The 16,122-nt window shown below is 68.6% G+C and carries 18 protein-coding genes; 6 read left to right on the top strand and 12 right to left on the bottom strand.

Annotated elements, in window-relative coordinates; translation table 11 throughout:
* Positions 1–76: 76 nt before the first annotated feature.
* From ccsB to hppD, 7 genes are all read right to left on the bottom strand, one after another.
* A complete protein-coding gene (gene ccsB / locus H0B43_RS26680; RefSeq protein WP_185725185.1) occupies positions 77–1,054 on the bottom strand; it encodes a c-type cytochrome biogenesis protein CcsB in 978 nt (325 codons plus the stop codon).
* Positions 1,051–2,715: a cytochrome c biogenesis protein ResB gene (locus H0B43_RS26675; protein WP_185725186.1), complete on the bottom strand. Its 1,665-nt coding sequence runs from the start codon at positions 2,713–2,715 to the stop codon at positions 1,051–1,053. The genes ccsB and H0B43_RS26675 overlap by 4 nt, the downstream gene beginning before the upstream one ends.
* Positions 2,712–3,542, bottom strand: coding sequence for a cytochrome c biogenesis CcdA family protein (locus H0B43_RS26670; RefSeq protein WP_185725187.1), 831 nt, complete (start codon positions 3,540–3,542; stop codon positions 2,712–2,714). The genes H0B43_RS26675 and H0B43_RS26670 overlap by 4 nt, the downstream gene beginning before the upstream one ends.
* Complete coding sequence (locus H0B43_RS26665) at positions 3,539–4,138, bottom strand: TlpA disulfide reductase family protein (RefSeq protein WP_185725188.1); 600 nt, start codon at positions 4,136–4,138, stop codon at positions 3,539–3,541. The genes H0B43_RS26670 and H0B43_RS26665 overlap by 4 nt, the downstream gene beginning before the upstream one ends.
* A complete protein-coding gene (locus tag H0B43_RS26660) occupies positions 4,135–4,794 on the bottom strand; it encodes a histidine phosphatase family protein (RefSeq protein WP_185725189.1) in 660 nt (219 codons plus the stop codon). Before H0B43_RS26660 ends, H0B43_RS26665 begins: the two co-directional genes overlap by 4 nt.
* 79 nt (positions 4,795–4,873) lie before the next feature.
* Positions 4,874–6,199: a glutamate-1-semialdehyde 2,1-aminomutase gene (gene hemL, locus H0B43_RS26655; RefSeq protein ID WP_185725190.1), complete on the bottom strand. Its 1,326-nt coding sequence runs from the start codon at positions 6,197–6,199 to the stop codon at positions 4,874–4,876.
* 106 nt (positions 6,200–6,305) lie between these two features.
* Entirely contained in the window at positions 6,306–7,514 is a 1,209-nt protein-coding gene (gene hppD / locus H0B43_RS26650; RefSeq protein WP_185725191.1) for a 4-hydroxyphenylpyruvate dioxygenase, read from the bottom strand.
* Positions 7,515–7,629: 115 nt separating this feature from the next.
* Between hppD and H0B43_RS26645 the strand changes: the two genes are divergently transcribed.
* The 6 genes from H0B43_RS26645 (at position 7,630) to H0B43_RS26625 (ending at position 11,858) form a co-directional block, all read left to right on the top strand.
* Complete coding sequence (locus tag H0B43_RS26645) at positions 7,630–8,145, top strand: Lrp/AsnC family transcriptional regulator (RefSeq protein ID WP_185725192.1); 516 nt, start codon at positions 7,630–7,632, stop codon at positions 8,143–8,145.
* Positions 8,146–8,158: 13 nt separating this feature from the next.
* The gene (locus tag H0B43_RS41845; protein ID WP_252189701.1) at positions 8,159–8,590 is read left to right on the top strand and encodes a hypothetical protein; all 432 of its coding nucleotides are present in this window, start codon (positions 8,159–8,161) and stop codon (positions 8,588–8,590) included.
* Complete coding sequence (locus H0B43_RS41840) at positions 8,578–8,727, top strand: hypothetical protein (protein ID WP_252189702.1); 150 nt, start codon at positions 8,578–8,580, stop codon at positions 8,725–8,727. Before H0B43_RS41845 ends, H0B43_RS41840 begins: the two co-directional genes overlap by 13 nt.
* Positions 8,724–9,227: a DUF427 domain-containing protein gene (locus tag H0B43_RS26635; RefSeq protein WP_185725193.1), complete on the top strand. Its 504-nt coding sequence runs from the start codon at positions 8,724–8,726 to the stop codon at positions 9,225–9,227. The genes H0B43_RS41840 and H0B43_RS26635 overlap by 4 nt, the downstream gene beginning before the upstream one ends.
* A gap of 123 nt (positions 9,228–9,350) precedes the next feature.
* Positions 9,351–9,851: a hypothetical protein gene (locus tag H0B43_RS26630; RefSeq protein WP_185725194.1), complete on the top strand. Its 501-nt coding sequence runs from the start codon at positions 9,351–9,353 to the stop codon at positions 9,849–9,851.
* A 60-nt stretch (positions 9,852–9,911) separates the two neighbouring features.
* Complete coding sequence (locus tag H0B43_RS26625) at positions 9,912–11,858, top strand: acyl-CoA dehydrogenase (protein WP_185725195.1); 1,947 nt, start codon at positions 9,912–9,914, stop codon at positions 11,856–11,858.
* Here H0B43_RS26625 and H0B43_RS26620 read toward each other — a convergent pair.
* The 5 genes from H0B43_RS26620 to H0B43_RS26600 form a co-directional block, all read right to left on the bottom strand.
* Positions 11,790–12,131 (bottom strand): hypothetical protein, encoded by a 342-nt coding sequence (locus H0B43_RS26620; RefSeq protein WP_185725196.1) that lies wholly within the window; start codon positions 12,129–12,131, stop codon positions 11,790–11,792. The two genes, H0B43_RS26625 and H0B43_RS26620, sit on opposite strands and share 69 nt — an antisense overlap.
* Positions 12,128–12,610, bottom strand: a complete 483-nt coding sequence (locus H0B43_RS26615; RefSeq protein ID WP_185725197.1) for a hypothetical protein — start codon at positions 12,608–12,610, stop codon at positions 12,128–12,130. The genes H0B43_RS26620 and H0B43_RS26615 overlap by 4 nt, the downstream gene beginning before the upstream one ends.
* Positions 12,611–12,866: 256 nt before the next feature.
* Entirely contained in the window at positions 12,867–13,469 is a 603-nt protein-coding gene (locus H0B43_RS26610) for a hypothetical protein (protein ID WP_185725198.1), read from the bottom strand.
* A gap of 28 nt (positions 13,470–13,497) precedes the next feature.
* Positions 13,498–14,472 carry a porphobilinogen synthase gene (gene hemB, locus H0B43_RS26605; protein WP_185729788.1) on the bottom strand — a complete coding sequence of 325 codons (975 nt, stop codon included), beginning with the start codon at positions 14,470–14,472 and terminating at the stop codon, positions 13,498–13,500.
* Between the two features lie 78 nt (positions 14,473–14,550).
* Positions 14,551–16,116 carry a bifunctional uroporphyrinogen-III C-methyltransferase/uroporphyrinogen-III synthase gene (locus H0B43_RS26600; RefSeq protein ID WP_185725199.1) on the bottom strand — a complete coding sequence of 522 codons (1,566 nt, stop codon included), beginning with the start codon at positions 16,114–16,116 and terminating at the stop codon, positions 14,551–14,553.
* Positions 16,117–16,122: the final 6 nt, after the last annotated feature.

Here is a 16,122-nt window from a genome sequence, read left to right as displayed (position 1 = left end):
GAAGTCTCCATCGCCCCCGCCGGATTCCCATCGGTCCGAGACGTCGCGGCGGAAGGATATCAGTCGGTGGCGACCGTCAGTTCAGGCCCGCGTACGAGTGCAACCCCGACACCACCATGTTGATGATGAACAGGTTGAACAGCATCGCGACGAAGCCTGCCACGTTGATCCACGCGGCCTTCGTGTCGCGCCACCCGGACGTCGCGCGGGCGTGGAGGTAGGCGGCGTAGATGACCCAGGCGATGAACGACATCGTCTCCTTGGGATCCCAGCCCCAGAATCGGCCCCAGGCGGCCTCGGCCCAGATGGCGCCGAGGATGACACCCGCACCGAACAGCGGGAACCCGATGATCGTGGTCTTGTACGCCAGCCGGTCCAGGGTCTGGGCGTCGGGCAGGCGCTCCGCGATTCGTCCGAAGACGCCGGTGCCTTCCTCCCCGCGCCGGTACCGCATGCGCAGCAGGAACAGCAGGCTGGCGATGCCCGACACCAGAAAGACGCCGGAGCCGACGCTCACGATCGTGACGTGGATGGGCAGCCAGTACGACCGCAGCGCGGGGACCACGGGAGCCGCGTCCGCGTAGAGCACGGTGGCGGCGAGGAACATCAGGATCAGGACGGGGACGAGCAGGAACACCCACATCGACCGGTAGGCCGGCTTCGACAGCAGCGCGAGTCCGACGACGAGCGCGGCGGCGCAGGCCATGGTCACGAACTCGTACATGTTGCCGAGCGGGAACCGCTCGGTCGCGAATCCGCGGAGCACGATCGAGGCGAAGATCAGGACGGTGCCGACGACGAGCACCGCTGCGCCCATGCCGCCGAACCGCTCGGACAGCGGTTTCTTCGGCTGCTCGATCAGCCGACCGGGAACGGTGCCGTCGGCGGCGGGGGGTGCGCCTGCGCCGGCCGCCACGAGTTCCCGGTCCTGCACGGCCTGCGCGCGCGTGGACGCGTACTGCACGATGAGCAGCACGAGCGCCAGCGCCAGCACGGTGAAGGCTGATCGGAAGGCCCAGTCGCTGTACTGCGCCAGTGTCTCGTTGGTCGTCATCGTTGGCTCTCCTGCGCGTCAGGCTTCGTGTCGTCCGTGAGCAGTCGGGTGCAGAGCCGGCCGAACTCGTCGCCCCAGCCGGCCTGATCGGTCCGGGCGAGTCCACCAAGCTCTACTACAGTACGTCGTGGCCCCGCCTCCGCGGCGTGCGCGGGGTAGATGCGGGCCCAGATGCGGCGGCGCTTGACTAGGAGCGAGACGAGAAGTCCCGCCATCATCGTCAAGGCCGACACCAGCACCCACTGCTGCGCCGGGTCGTGCGACACCTGCAGATTGACGAAGTCCACGGCGCCGTCGAACCGCACCTGGGTGCCGTCGGCGAGGGTCGAACTCTCCCCCGGTTTCAGGTTCACCCGGTCCTGCTTCACGAGCCGGCCCTGGTTGATCAGTTCCGTGTTGAGCGAGAACAGCGACTGCGGGTTGCCGGTGTCGAGGCCGGTGTCGCCCTTGTAGATGTCGATGGCGACGGCCGGGTCGTTCATCGCCGGGTAGCTCGACGCCAGCAGGCTGCCGTGGAGCAAGGCGGTGGGGGCGAACAGTCCCTCGATCGCGATCTGGTTCTTCCGGCGCTCGTCGGTGTCGGGGTACATGCCTCCGGGGGGGTCGAACCGCATGGCGCCGCTGCTGAGGAATGTGGTCGCGTCGTCCGGTCGCCACTGCAACGTCTCGGTGCGGGTCTCCCCGTTCGGGAACGTGACGGTGAACGTCGGCGCGTACCCGTGGCCCTGTAGGTAGACGCGGTCGCCCTCGACGCGCAGCGGATGGTTGACCTGCAACTGGCCGTCCCGCCACGTGTTGGTCTCGAGATCGTCGCCGGCCTGGTAGGAGATGTTGGACGTGAACATCTCGGCCTGACCGCTGTCGAGGTAGTCGGCCGCGAAGTCCTTGACCTTGACGCACAGCGGAGTCATGCCGGTGCCGTCCTGCGTGTTGCCCGCCTTGAACGAGTCGAAGACCGCGGGCGACGTGGTGCAGAACCCCGGGCCGTCGTTCGCGACGACGATCACGTTGCCCTCGTATCCGAACAGCTTGCCGACGGCGATCGCGACGAGCAGCCCGACGAGGGACAGGTGGAAGACGAGGTTGCCGAGTTCGCGCAGGTATCCCTTTTCGGCGGAGATGGTGATCTCGCCGTCGTGCGCGGCCCGTTCTCCGCCCTGACGGGTCTGGATCCGCCACCCCTTCAGGTGGGTGCGGATGCGGGCGGCGAGTTCCTCGGGTGTCTCGTCGACGCGGTCTTCGTGGTGGTGCGGAAGTCGTGCGAGGTTCCGCGGGGCAGGCACCGGACGCGTTCGAAGGGCCTTGGCGTGGTCGACGCAGCGCGGCAGGATGCAGCCGACGAGGGAGATGAACAGCAGGACGTAGATCGCGGTGAACCAGAAGCTACCGAACACGTCGAACAGTTCGAGCTTGTCCATCCACGGGCCGAGGGTCGGCCGGTTCGCGATGTATTCGTCGACCTTGCCCGCGTTGAGGCTCCGCTGCGGCAGCAGTGCGCCGGGAATGGCCGCGAGCGCCAGCAGGAACAGCAGCACCAGCGCAGTGCGCATCGACGTGAGGCCGCGCCAGGTGTTGCGGACGAGCGCGAACGCGCGGCCGGGGAGCGATTGACGCGGTACCGGTGCGGCTTCCGGGGCCTCGGGGGTCTGGATGTCGCTCATATAGGCAGGGTCACTTCCGAGATAAAGGCGTCGCGAACCCAGCCGACGAACTGGTCCCACGCGCCGGTGACGAGGGCGATACCCACGGCCACCAGCATGATTCCGCCGAAGATTTGAATGATGCGCGCGTTGCGGCGCAACCAGCCGACACCGCGCAGCGCACGGGACGAGCCGAGCGCCAGGATCACGAACGGCAGCCCGAGGCCGAGGCAGTACGCGACGATGAGTGCCACACCGCGGGCGGCGGTGGCCCCGTCGGTGCCTGCGGCGAGGGAAATGACACCCGCCAGTGTCGGGCCGAGGCACGGGGTCCAGCCCAGCGCGAACACGGCGCCGAGCAGCGGGGCGCCGGCGAGACTGGAGATGCGGCGCGGCTCGAGACGGGTGTCGCGTTGCAGCGCGGGAATCAGGCCGATGAACACCAGGCCCATGGCGATCGTGACCACACCGCCGACGCGCATCAGGACGTCGCGGTTGATCGCGAGGGCCGAGATGGCCCCGAACACCGACGCGGTCGCGAGCACGAATACCACGGTGAAGCCGGCGACGAACAGTGCGGCCGCACCCGCGACCCGCAACCGTCCGTCGGACACGGTCTTCGTGCGGGCGGCGGCCTCCTCCGCGGTGACGGCCGGGGCATCGGCGCCGACCACACCCGCGAGGTAGGAGAGGTATCCGGGAACGAGCGGCACGACGCACGGCGACGCGAACGAGACCAGACCCGCGAGGACGCACGCACCGAGCGCGAGCAGCAGCGGTCCGGATGCCGCGGTCGTCTGGAAGGCGTCGCCGACGCCGCCGGCGAGAAGGGCAGTGCTGGTGTTCACGATTCCTGCGCCACCCGTTCGACCACCGGCTTCAGGTCCTCGACGAGCAGCTCCTTGAGGAACACCGCGGCAACGCGGTGTTCCCGGTCGAGCACGATCGTCGTGGGGATTACGCTCGTGGGGTAGTTCTGGCCCAGTGCGATCATCGTCCGCATCGCGGGGTCGTAGATCGACGGATACGACACCTTGTTGTCGATCACGAAGTCCTGCGCCTTGTCCTGTTGGTTGTCGCGCACGTTGATTCCGAGGAACGACACACCCTGATCCTTGGTCTCCTCGTACACCTGCTCGAGATCGTTCGCCTCACCCCGGCACGGACCGCACCACTGCCCCCATACGTTGAGGACCACGACCTGACCCGCGAAGTCGTCGAGCGAGGTGGTCTTGCCCTCGGTCATCAGGTCGGGTCCGGACACCGTGCCGATGGTGCCGCGGTCGGCCGGCGGGTCGTAGAAGATCTCCGTCTGTCCGCCCGGCGACACGAAGTCGAACGTGCCGCCCTGAGCCACGGCGTCGTCGCCGGACGCACACGCCGACAGCGCCACCGCGGCCGTACAGATCACCGCGAGAAGCCCGGCGAAGCGCCCCCGACTCATGCCCCGGTCACCCTCGGATCCGATGCGCCCGCGGGCTCCGAGTACACGATGTCGATGAGGGTGTCGCCCTCGTAGACGAGGGACGTCAGCGACGCGAGACCGCACTGACGGTGGCGCGGGTCGTGCCACAGCCGCTCGCCCTGGAGGAAGCGGCGGAGGGTCCAGACGGGGAGCTGGTGGCTGACGACGACGGCCTCGTGGCCCACCGCCGACACGCGGGCGCTGTTGACGGCGGCCAGCATGCGGTGCGCGATCTGCAGGTACGGCTCACCCCACGACGGGGTGAAGGGATCGCGCAGTTTCCACCAGTGCCGGGGCCGGGACAACGCGCCGTCGCCGACGGACACCTTGAGACCCTCGAATTCGTTGCCCGCTTCGATGAGGTTCTCGTCGGTGGCGATCTCGACGCCGTGCGCGTCGGCGATCGGGGTGGCCGTCTCCTGCGCGCGCTGCAGCGGCGACGACACCACGTGGGTGATGTCGTGCTTGGCCAGCACCGACGCCACGGCCCGCGCTTGCGCCTCACCCGTCACCGACAGCCGGAACCCGGGGAGCCTGCCGTAGAGGATTCCGCGCGGGTTGTGCACCTCGCCGTGCCGGAGCACGTGCACGATGGTGCGGGTCTGGGCGTGGTCGGGATGATCGGCTTCGGTCACGTTGCGGTTCCTCGGGTCGGGGCGGGAGGTCAGGTGGGTGTCGGCGGCGGGGCTGCCGGTCACCGGAGGGGACGACACGTCAGGGCTGGACGGCCGCGGCGGCGGCCTTGGCGGCGTGGGGCAGGGCGTCGGCGATGATCGAGAACGCCTTGTCGTCCATCGCGGCGGAGACGAACCACGCCTCGAACGCGCTCGGCGGCGGGTACACCCCGCGCGAGAGCAGTCCGTGGAAGAACGCGGGGAAACGCCAGGTCTGGGCGGCCTTGGCCTCGGCGTAGTTGGTCACCGGGTCTTCGCTGAAGAACACGCTGAGCATCGTTCCGGCGGTCTGCACCCGGTGCGGCACGCTCGCGGCGGTCAGCGCGTCGGACAGCAGGGTTCGGAGGGTGGCGCTGTTGCGCTCGAGGGCGTCGTACACGCCCTGGTCCGCGGCGCGGAGGCTGGCGAGCCCGGCCGCGACGGCGACGGGGTTCCCGGACAGGGTGCCTGCCTGGTAGACGGGACCGGCCGGCGCGAGATGGGCCATGACGTCGGCGCGACCACCGAATGCGGCGGCGGGCAGACCACCGCTCATCACCTTGCCGAACGTGTACAGGTCACCCGCGACGCCGTCGAGGCCGTACCAACCGGCGGAGCTGACCCGGAATCCGGTCATCACCTCGTCCATGATGAGCAGCGCGCCGTTGTCGCGGGTAAGGGTGCGCAGGCCCTCGTTGAATCCGGGCTGCGGCGCCACCGCGCCCATGTTGCCCGCGGCGGCCTCGGTGATGACGCACGCGATCTCGCCTTCGTTGGCGGCGAAGGCCTGCGCGACGGCGTCGAGGTCGTTGTAGGCCACGACGATGGTGTCCTCGGCCTGGGCCCCCGTCACGCCGGGGGACGTCGGGAGGCCGAACGTGGCGAGTCCGGAACCGGCGTCGGCCAGCAGCGCATCGACGTGTCCGTGGTAGCAGCCCGAAAACTTGAGGACCTTGGTGCGGCCGGTGAAACCGCGGGCGAGGCGGACGGCGCTCATGGTGGCTTCGGTGCCGGAATTGACCAGGCGCACCTTCTCCACCGGCGCGACGCGGGCCACGATCTCCTCGGCCAGTTCGATCTCGCCCTCGGTGGGCGCGCCGAACGACAGTCCGGTGGCGGCCGCCTTCTGCACGGCCTCGACGACGGCGGGGTGCGCGTGCCCGAGGATCATCGGACCCCAGGAGCAGATGAGGTCGACGTAATCGTTGCCGTCGACGTCGGTGAGTGTGTAGCCGGACGCTTCCCTGATGAACCGCGGGGTGCCGCCGACCGAGTGGAACGCCCGCACCGGGGAGTTGACGCCGCCGGGAATGACCAGATCAGCCCTCTCGAAGAGCTGGGCGGAGCGGGATGCGTGCACGTCGGGGTCACCGGAGGAAACAGTCACGGCCTCCAGTGTCCCAGTTCTGTCGAATTTGCCAACGACAGGGTGTAGTGGGTGGCAAGGATCACTCTGCCGATGCCTCGGACAGGCCGTGCCGCTCCACCGGCGGTCACAGATTGCCGCGGGCCGCCTGCTCACGCTCGATGGACTCGAACAGGGCCTGGAAGTTGCCGGCCCCGAACCCGAGCGAGCCGTGCCGTTCGATCAGCTCGAAGAACACGGTCGGCCGGTCGCCCAGCGGCTTGGTGAAGACCTGCAGGAGGTAGCCGTCCTCGTCGCGGTCGACGAGGATTCCGCGCTTCTGCAGTTCCTCCACCGGCACCCGCACCGTGCCGATGCGGGCCCGCAGCTGCGGGTCCTCGTAGTACGCGTCGGGAGTGTCCAGGAATTCGACGCCCTCGGCCCGCAGCGCGTCCACCGTCGCGAGAATGTCGCCGGTCGCGAGGGCCAGATGCTGGCAGCCCGGTTCACCGTAGAATTCGAGGTATTCGTCGATCTGCGACTTCTTCTTGCCCACCGCGGGTTCGTTGAGCGGGAACTTCACCCGGTGGTTGCCGTTCGCCACGACCTTCGACATGAGTGCCGAGTACTCCGTGGCGATGTCGTCGCCGACGAATTCGGCCATGTTCGTGAAACCCATGACCTGGTTGTAGAACCGCACCCAGTGGTCCATCCGGCCCATCTCGACGTTCCCGACCGCGTGATCGAGCGCCTGGAACAGCCGGGTCGGTCTGCCCGGTCGCGTCGCGTAGCCGCTGGAGCGCGCGACGAACCCGGGCAGGTAGGGCCCGTCGTACCGGCTGCGGTCGACGATGGTGTGGCGGGTGCTGCCGTATGTGGCGATCGCCGCCAAGCGCACGGTGCCGAACCGGTCGGTGACATCGCGCGGCTCCTCGAGAATGGTGGCGCCATGCGAGCGCGCGTGCGCGATGCAGCGGTCGACGTCGAGAACTTCCATGGCCAGGTCCACCACCCCGTCGCCGTGGGCCCGGTGATGGTCCGCGAGCGGGCTCTTCGGATCGACGGCGCCGTGGAGGACGAAGCGCGCCGACCCGGACTCGAGCACGAACGACTTGTGCGCGCGCTGACCGGTCTCCGGTCCGGCGTACGCGACGAGGGTCATGCCCCACGTGGAGACGAAGTACTGCATGCTCTGCGTCGCGTTGCCGCACACGAACACCACGGCGTCCATTCCGACCACGGGAAAGGGGTCCGCGGCGTCGTCGTGTTCGACGAGCCCGACCAGCTGCCGGAGTTCGTCGGTCTCCAGGTGTGCGGCCACTTCGTGCGGCGTCAGGCGGATGTCGGCGATAGTCATACCCCACTGTGATACAGCACACAGCACTGCGCAACGGTGCATCTTGACGCTGCTCAATCTGTACAGAATGCTGGATCGATATACGGTTCGACCCTACACAGTGACCAGGGATGCGATGAGTATCGATCAACTCGACGCCGCGCTGCTCGACCTCCTCCACACGGAGCCGAAGGTCGGCGTGCTGGAGGCGTCGCGACGGCTGGGAGTGGCGCGCGGCACGGTTCAGGCGCGTCTCGACCGACTCGAACGCACCGGTGTGATCACCAGTTCCGCCCCGACCCTCGACCCGGAGGCCCTGGGGTTTCCCGTGGTCGCATTCGCCACCCTCGAGATCGCCCAGGGCAACGGGCACGCCGCCGTCGTCGAGCATCTGACCGCCATCCCCGAAGTGCTGGAGGCGCACACCATCACCGGAGCCGGCGACGTCCTCGTCCGCGTCGTGGCGCGCACCCACGCCGATCTGCAGCGAGTGATCAACTCGATCGTCGACGGGCACAACGTCCTGCGCTCGTCGACCGTCATCGCGACGCAGACCCAGATCGCCCTGCGGCACGACCAACTCGTCCGAGCGGCGGTCCCGCCGACCACCGTCGACGACCCTCACGACTCAGCTCGTGCAGCAGTGAACTGAGCAGGTAGCAGGCGTGGTCGAACCGGTCGTGGCCGACGATGCCGCCCCAGTGGTACTCGATCTCGGCGACCCGCACCGCGGCGTCCTGCAGCGCCTGCCGCCCGCGCCCCGTCGGGACGACCAGCTCGCGCACCTGGGGCATCCCATGGACACACAATCGATCACCCGGACCGTCCCGACGACCGCCGGGAACCTCGCCATCCGTCGACAGGGTGGGCAACGCCTGGGCCTACGCATCGCCGGGCCGATACCACCGCTCACGACTGCCGTGATGAACGTCCTTCTCGGCAAGGAACTTTCGCGGACGCACCCGCAACGGTTCCGGGCCGTCGCACGCACCTTCCGGCAGGCACCGCGCCGTGGCATGCACGAGGCGATACAGTCGATCATGTTGCACCGCAAGGGCTGGACCCACTTCTCCCCAGGATCGGAGTGCCGACTCTGATGGTCGTCCCCCACGCAGACACGATGATTTCCCTCGACCAGGCACGGGCCGCCGCCCCGGCCGGACTCGCCGACCTGATCGCCGCGTTCAGGCGCGACCCCGCGGGATACCTCGCCGCGTCGGCGGACGCACGGTGACCGGCGGCCACCCGGCGCCGGATCCGGTCGGTCCGGGGCAGGAGTCGGTATGGGACTACCCGCGGCCGCCGGCGGTGCACCCGAGCGACGAGCTGGTCGAGGTGTGGTTCGGTGGACAGCTCGTCGCACACACACGAAACTCGCTGCGACTTCTCGAGACGAGCCACCCACCGACGTACTACCTGCCGCGCACATGTTTCGCCCAGGGGGTCCTGCGCCCGGTCGACGGGAGCACGGTGTGCGAGTGGAAGGGGCGGGCCGACTATTTCGACCTCGTGGCAGGTGGACACGTCGCCGAGCGTGCGGCGTGGCATTACCCGCAGCCGGTTGCCGGATACGAGTCACTCGTCGGGCACGTTGCAGTCATGCCGGGTTCGATGGACGGCTGTTTCGTAGACGGGGAGCAGGTCCGGCCCCAGACCGGGGGCTTCTACGGCGGGTGGATCACCGATCGGGTGGTCGGTCCCTTCAAGGGCGGGCCCGGCAGCCGATTCTGGTGACAGCCCGGCCCGTGACGGCGGCACGGTACGCCGGAAGTCCGGTTGCCGAACACGGCGAACCGCCCATTGCGGCGTGCGGCACGCATCGCCGGTGTTACGGTCGGCCGGGGGAGGTGGTCGCAGATGCCTGGAGCACGAATGCTTCTCGCCGGTATCGGTATCGCAACGGCGGTCGCCGTGACCGGCACCGGCATCGCTGCCGCAGCCCCCGCGCCTCCCCCGCTGGGTGAGCGCGTGACGACGTTGCAGATTCCACCTATCGGCACGAGCCCGCTACTGGCCGCCTACTTCACCGTCGAGGCGGTCACGGGTCGCGCTCCCGGAGTCGTTCTGCTGCGCACTGTCAGCGAGTGTTACGTCCTGAATCCGATCAGTGCGCAGACCTGCATACCCGGGCCGGGCAATCACATGCGGGCCAACGCCGTGCGCGTGAACTGGCTGAACGTGAACACCGGAGCGAGTGGCGTGGCCACGATTCCCATCGGCACCGGCGGCTCGACCGACTCGCCTCGTCCGGAGATCGATGTGGCCACCGGCGCCGGACGAATCGTCGTCAGCACGACGGCGCCGGCCGAGTACCCGCAGTCGCTGCTGCCGGGCTTCGGCACCTTCGATGTGCCCTGATCACCGGACCCGTGCGGCGACTCGCCTCGCTCGCCTCACCGCGGCGGCTAGTGTCGAGTCATGGCCACCACAGCTGACCACCTGAGAAGCACACTCGACGGACGCTGGCGCGAGGTGCGCGAGCGCGTCCGGGCAGAACTGTCCGGCACCCCCGATTTCGCACCGCACTACACCCCCGACCTCGACGAGGCCCGCGCAAAGACCCTGGCGCAGTTGCGTCTGCTCGCGCGAAACGGCTACGCCGCCGACGGATTCGCGAAAGCTCACGGCGGCACCGGTGACGCCGGCGCCGCCGTCACGAGTATCGAGATGCTCGCGATGTCCGACCTGTCCCTGATGGTCAAGGCCGGGGTGCAGTGGGGACTGTTCGGCGGCGCGATCGAGAACCTCGGCACCGCGCGCCACCACGAGGCCTACGTGACGCGGCTGATCGACCTGGACCTGCTGGGCTGTTTCGCGATGACCGAGACGGGTCACGGCAGCGACGTTCAGGCGCTCGAGACGACCGCCACATACGACGCGGATGCGGGCGAATTCGTCGTCCACTCCCCCACCCCGTCCTCGCGCAAGGACTACATCGGCGGCGCGGCGCAGGACGCGACGATGGCGGCCGTGTTCGCGCAGTTGATCACGGGCGGCGAGTCCCAGGGCGTGCACTGCTTCGTGGTGCCGATCCGGGACGAGGACGGCAACGATCTCCCCGGCGTCCATACGTCGGACTGTGGCTACAAGGGCGGGCTGCCCGGCGTCGACAACGGCCGAATCACGTTCGATCAGGTGCGGATTCCGCGGGAGAACCTGCTCAACAAGTACGCCGACGTGGAGCCGGACGGCACCTACACCTCACCCATCGACAACGCGAATCGCCGCTTCTTCACGATGGTGGGCACCCTCGTGCGTGGACGCGTCACCGTGGGCGGGTCCGCCGGCGCCGCCGCCCGCGTCGCCCTGTCGATCGCCACCCGCTATGCGTTGCAGCGCAGGCAGTTCAATGCACCGCAGGCCGAGGACGAGGTGCTGCTCATGGACTACCTGGTTCATCAGCGCAGGCTGTTCCCGTTGATCGCCCGGTCCTACGCACTCCAGTTCGCCCAGAACGAGCTCGTCGCCAAGATGCACGAGATCCAGAGCAGCGACGACGCCGACCCGCAGGAACAGCGCGAACTCGAAGGCCGCGCCGCCGGACTCAAAGTCGCGAACACCTGGCACGCCACCCGCGCGATCCAGGAGGCCCGCGAGGCGTGCGGCGGCGCCGGGTACATGGCCGAGAACCGTCTCACCGCGCTGAAGGCGGACACCGACGTGTTCACCACGTTCGAGGGCGACAACCACGTTCTGACTCAGCTCGTCGCCAAGGAACTGCTCACGTCGTACGCGGACGAGGTGCGCGGTATGAGCCCCGTCGAGTGGATGCGCTTCGCCGCCACCACCGTGTCCGACGTCGTCAAGAAGCGCACCGCCGCGCAGCAGATCATCCAGACGATCCTCGACACCCGGCAGGACAACGAGGAAGACGGGAGCCTCTTCAACCGCGGCACGCAGCTCGCCATGTTCGAGGACCGCGAGCAGTACCTGCTCTCGACCGCGGCCCGTCGGCTCCAGGGTGCGCAGAAGCGTGAGGACAACCCGTTCGACGCCTTCAACTTCGTGCAGGACCACGTGCTGCACGCCGCGCAGGCTCACATCGACCGGATCGTGCTCGAGGCGTTCGTCGCCGGTATCGACGAATGCGAGGACGACGAGGCCCGCGACCTGCTCGGCGACGTCTGCGACCTCTATGCGCTGAGCGTCATCGAGGAAGACAAGGCGTGGTTCATGGAACACCGGCAGCTGTCGGTGGAGCGTTCGAAGGCGGTGCAGCGGGGCATCAACGAACGATGCCGGTCGCTGCGGCCACACGCGGAGACGCTGATTGCGGGACTCGGGGTGCCCGAGGCGTTACTCGGTTCCGCGATGCTCGACGGTCCCGGGACCGACACCGTCCGCAAGACCCAGATCTTCCGGTGACTCGTCCGGTGCCGGCTCGGCGGGTTCGCCCGCCGAGCCGGCCCGGAATCGGCGCACCGAATCGATCACCAGCAGTCCTGCGACCGTGACGAGTCCCGCAGCGACGGCGATCCACGACCCCGAATACGCGGTTCCCTCGAACGAGGGCGCGCCCGGAGCCACGGGCCCGAACTCCGACGTGACCTGCGCGTGGTTCCAGCACCACACGGCGAGAACGACGCCGACCACGGCGCCGATCCACTCGGCGGCCGCCAGCATGGCGCGGCGGTTCATTCCGCCGACCCTCCCGCCGACTTCGCGAGTAGGCTTTCGAGCTGCGCACGGAGTCGTTCGTCATCTTTCGCCCAGGCCTGCACCAGTGCGCCGCCCCGCAGTCGGAGCCCGATTCCGGTGCGTCGCCGGGGAACCGCGGACAGCTCGCCCAGACTCCGGGCCGTCTCCCACGGCTGCTGCTCGTACGCCTCGGGGTCGGCGGGGGGCATGATCTTCAGGATTTCGGTGATCGGCAGGTCTTCGGTGCCCTGCCGCAGCGACGACGACGTGAGTTCGACGCTGGCGTGCCTCCGGGCCGCGACCACTTGCACATAGACGAACCCGCTGAGGATCACCGCGAACAGCGACAGCGCGAACCAGTGCACCACCGGGCCGGTCAGCAGTTCGATGATCAGTGCGATCAGGCAGAACACCGGGCCGAACGCCACCATCCGCCAGCGGGCGCCGGGTTCGCTGAACAACACTGCCGGTTCGGTCACCCGCTCATCCTGCGACATCGTGACCCGCGAGGAGAACGTGGGGCTCGTCAGGAGAGGACACCGGGGATGACGACGAGCAACAGAGTCAGCAGAACGAAAGCCACGATGAGGGCGAACATCAGTGCTTCTTTGCGAGACCCGTGTGCTCGATCGTCAGCGCGCATGGAGATTAAGCCCTTCGGTCGAAATGAAGTCTGTCGTCTACCCTTGTGACGCACTTCACGGTACATCTTTATACGTCACGAGCAAATCGAAGCTACTCCGCGGACGGCGGCAGCCTCAGGAAGTAACTGTTCGCGTCCTTGCGGTGCATCAGTACGACGGCACCGACGGCCACCACGGCCTGCAGGATCTGCACCCCGCCGAGCGCGAGTGCGGTGCGGCTACCGTCGGATCCGATACCGAAGAGCACCGGAACCGTCCACACCACCATCATCACGCAGGCGATGGTGAGCAGCATTCTGGCCCAGTTCCTGCCCTTGCGCATGAAGTGCACGAACAGCACGAAGAGCCCGGTGAGGATCAGCATCAGCACAACCGTGAATCCGATGCCCACGTAGAACAGCGATTCCACGCTGTCGCGGCTCATGTCGACCTCACCCGAGGTGACACTGGGGTTCTTCATCAGTTCGTCGACGAACGTCGACTTCTCGCCCACCACAAACACCATCGCGGCCAGGGCCTGGATCAGACCGAGTCCGGCCACGGCCCAGAGCAACTGGGCTGCGGTCCCCACGTCGACCGGCGCCGGACGCTCGGGTTTCTGCTGTGGCACCGGCGGGGGGTACGGGAAATTCTGCGGCGCCGGGCCCTGCTGGTGCGGGGCCTGGTGCGGTGTCGGTGGCCACTGCTGGGTCATGGCACCACCGTAACCGCCGCCGCCGCGATCACAACCAGCCCGCCGCTTCGGTGGCCCAGTAGGTCAGCACGACGTCCGCACCGGCGCGGCGGATGCTCGTGAGCGATTCGAGGACGGCGGCGTCGCGGTCGATCCAGCCGTTCTGCGCGGCGGCCGTGATCATCGAGTACTCCCCCGAGATCTGATACGCCGCAACGGGGACCGGCGAACGGTCGGCCGTCTCCCGCAGGATGTCGAGGTACGACATCGCCGGCTTCACCATCACCATGTCGGCACCCTCGTCGAGATCGAGGTCGACCTCACGCAACGATTCCCGACGGTTCGCCGAATCCTGTTGGTACGTACGGCGATCACCCTGCAGCGACGAACCGACCGCTTCACGGAAGGGCCCGTAGAACGCCGACGCGTACTTCGCCGAGTATGCGAGCTGACCGACGTCGGTGTGGCCCGCGTCGTCCAGAGCCTTCCGGATGGCGGCGACCTGGCCGTCCATCATTCCGCTCGGACCGAGCAGATGCGCACCGGCCTCGGCCTGCGCGACCGCCATGTCGACGTACCGCTGCAGCGTGAGGTCGTTGTCCACCGCACCGTCGGCGTCGAGCACACCGCAGTGACCGTGATCGGTGAACTCGTCAAGGCAGGTGTCCGCCATGATGACCGTCGCATCGCCGACTTCGTCTGCGAGCCAGCGCAATCCGCGGTTGAGGATGCCCTCCGGGTCGGATGCGCCCGAGCCCTCGGCGTCCTTGTCGTCGGGACGCGGCACCCCGAAGAGCATGAGCCCGCCGAGCCCCGCCTCCGCCGCCTCCGTCGCCGCCCGCCGCAACGAGTCGGGCGTGTGCTGGAAGACACCGGGCATCGACGAGATCTCACGGGGCTCGTCGATACCGTCCGCGACGAACATCGGCAGCACGAGATGCCGTGGCTCGAGCGAAGTCTCTGCCACGAGCCGGCGCAGAGCCGGGGTGCGGCGAAGCCGGCGCGGTCGGTGGGTCGGGAACAAGGACAAGCCCTCCTTCGTCGGGCCCGTGCGCCTTTTTGGTTGTGGGAACAACCAGAAAGGCGCACGGGCGCGTAGCGCCTATCGCCGAGCGCGGGACTTCTTGCGCGGCGGGGGCAGTGCACCCTCGGCGCGCAGGCGCGCGGCGTGCTCGGCAAGAGCCTCCACCAGCGGGCCGACCTGAGCGGTCTCCGGCTGCACGTCGACGCGGAGGCCGAACTCGAGGGCCGTCTCGGCGGTCTTCGGGCCGATGCAGGCGACGAGGGTCCGCGCGTGCGGCTTTCCGGCGATGCCGACCAGGTTGCGGACCGTCGAGGACGAGGTGAAGCAGACGGCGTCGAACCCACCGGTCTTGATCATCTCGCGGGTCTCGGCCGGCGGCGGCGCAGCCCGGACGGTGCGGTACGCGGTGACGTCGTCGATCTCCCAGCCACGTTCGCGCAGGCCCTCGGCCAGCGTCTCGGTGGCGATGTCGGCGCGCGGCAGCAGTACCCGGTTGACCGGGTCGAACACGTCGTCGTACGGGGCGAACTCGGCCAGCAGGCCTTCGCTCGATTGCTCACCGGACGGCACGAGTTCGGGGTTGATTCCGAACGAGCGCACCTTGGCGGCGGTGGCCTCACCGATGCAGGCGATCTTGACGCCGGAGAACGCGCGGGCGTCGAGCCCGAACTCCTCGAACTTCTCCCACACCGCACGCACCGCGTTGGTGGAGGTGAAGACCACCCACTGGTAGCGGCCGTCGACGAGGCCCTTCACGGACCGCTCCATCTGCGCCGGGCTGCGGGGCGGCTCGACCGCGATCGTCGGCACCTCGATCGGGATGGCGCCGTGCGTGACGAGGCGGTCGCTCATTTCGCCTGCCTGATCCTTGGTGCGCGGCACCAGGACCTTCCAGCCGTACAGCGCGCGCGACTCCCACCAGGACATCTTGTTGCGCTGGGCGACGACCTTGCCGACCGTCACGACCAGCGAACCGACCAGTTCGGACCCGGCCTCGTTCAGCGTCGCGAGGGTGGCCTCGACGGTGCGCTGCTGTCGGGTGGTGCCGCGGACGGTGATGGCGGCCGGGGTCTGCGGGGCCAGGCCGTGCTCGACGAGCGCGCTCGCCGTCTCGGCGAGGTGACCCGACGTGGCGTGCAGGACCAGCGGTCCGGGTGCGGCGGCCAGGGCGGCCCAGTCGACCTCGCCGCGGACGTCGGCCTCGGTGTGTCCCGACCCCAGCGCCATCCCGGCATAGGAGGGGACAGCGGACGCGGACGGCAGTCCGGGCAGGACCTCGAACTGCACCTGGGTGCGGGCCACGGCGGTGACCTCGGCGATCACGGAATCGGTGGTCAGCGGGTCGCCGGACACCAGGCGCACGACGTCGTGGCCGTTGCGCGCCTCGTGGACGAGGGTCTTCGCGACCTCCGCCGGCTCACCGAGCGCGGGCCGGACCTCGGCGAGGGGTTCACCGGTCTCGGCGTCGACGCCCAGGTCGGTGCCCACCAGAACGGTGACGCCCTTGTCGACGTCGGGGTCGGTGAAGGCGAGGGTCGCTGCGGCAAGGACGTCCCGTGCGTGCACGGTGAGCAGTGCCGGATCGCCCGGTCCGGATCCCACGAACAGGATTCGTCCGGGGGTGTTCTTACGGACTCGGCTCATCGGTAA

Source organism: Rhodococcus sp. 4CII (assembly GCF_014256275.1).
In the GTDB taxonomy this organism is placed as follows: domain Bacteria; phylum Actinomycetota; class Actinomycetes; order Mycobacteriales; family Mycobacteriaceae; genus Rhodococcus_F; species Rhodococcus_F wratislaviensis_A.
This window is presented reverse-complemented; position numbering and strand designations above follow the sequence as displayed.

Coding starts and splice junctions, on each gene's coding strand:
- H0B43_RS26600 (WP_185725199.1), bottom strand. CDS start 16,116: ATGAGCCGAGTCCGTAAGAACACCCCCGGACGAATCCTGTTCGTGGGA.
- H0B43_RS26610 (WP_185725198.1), bottom strand. CDS start 13,469: ATGACCCAGCAGTGGCCACCGACACCGCACCAGGCCCCGCACCAGCAG.
- H0B43_RS26625 (WP_185725195.1), top strand. CDS start 9,912: ATGGCCACCACAGCTGACCACCTGAGAAGCACACTCGACGGACGCTGG.
- H0B43_RS26630 (WP_185725194.1), top strand. CDS start 9,351: ATGCCTGGAGCACGAATGCTTCTCGCCGGTATCGGTATCGCAACGGCG.
- H0B43_RS26675 (WP_185725186.1), bottom strand. CDS start 2,715: ATGAGCGACATCCAGACCCCCGAGGCCCCGGAAGCCGCACCGGTACCG.
- H0B43_RS26645 (WP_185725192.1), top strand. CDS start 7,630: ATGAGTATCGATCAACTCGACGCCGCGCTGCTCGACCTCCTCCACACG.
- H0B43_RS26620 (WP_185725196.1), bottom strand. CDS start 12,131: ATGAACCGCCGCGCCATGCTGGCGGCCGCCGAGTGGATCGGCGCCGTG.
- H0B43_RS26665 (WP_185725188.1), bottom strand. CDS start 4,138: ATGAGTCGGGGGCGCTTCGCCGGGCTTCTCGCGGTGATCTGTACGGCC.
- ccsB (WP_185725185.1), bottom strand. CDS start 1,054: ATGACGACCAACGAGACACTGGCGCAGTACAGCGACTGGGCCTTCCGA.
- hppD (WP_185725191.1), bottom strand. CDS start 7,514: ATGACTATCGCCGACATCCGCCTGACGCCGCACGAAGTGGCCGCACAC.